Raw genomic sequence first — 510 nt, 5'->3', positions numbered from 1 at the left:
CCCACCTACTAGCTAATCCCATCTGGGCACATCTGATGGCAAGAGGCCCGAAGGTCCCCCTCTTTGGTCTTGCGACGTTATGCGGTATTAGCTACCGTTTCCAGTAGTTATCCCCCTCCATCAGGCAGTTTCCCAGACATTACTCACCCGTCCGCCGCTCGTCACCCAGGGAGCAAGCTCCCCTGTGCTACCGCTCGACTTGCATGTGTTAAGCCTGCCGCCAGCGTTCAATCTGAGCCATGATCAAACTCTTCAATTAAAAGCTTGATTTGCTTCCACTCGAGAAGCGATGCTCAAAGATTTACTGCATGAATTTTACTTCAGTTAGTCACTCTTCAAGACTTGATATTTTTTTGCATCCGAAGATGCTGGATATCGTCTTGTGGAGTGCCCACACAGATTGTCTGATAAATTGTTAAAGAGCAGTGAGTTAGGCGCTTTCGCTTGCCAACTCGAGGTGGCGTATATTACGCTTTCCTCTTTCAGAGTCAACCCTAATTTTCAGGATTT

The 510-nt window shown here is 48.0% G+C and carries 1 rRNA gene; it reads right to left on the bottom strand.

Annotation, left to right across the window (positions count from 1 at the left end):
- Positions 1 to 259, bottom strand: a 16S ribosomal RNA gene (locus N826_RS39225); the annotation flags it as partial.
- Positions 260 to 510 lie beyond the last annotated feature (251 nt).

Source organism: Skermanella aerolata KACC 11604 (assembly GCF_000936425.1).
Classification (GTDB): domain Bacteria; phylum Pseudomonadota; class Alphaproteobacteria; order Azospirillales; family Azospirillaceae; genus Skermanella; species Skermanella aerolata.
The sequence above is the reverse complement of the archived record's forward strand: the minus strand, read 5'-3'. Positions and strand labels throughout refer to the sequence as shown.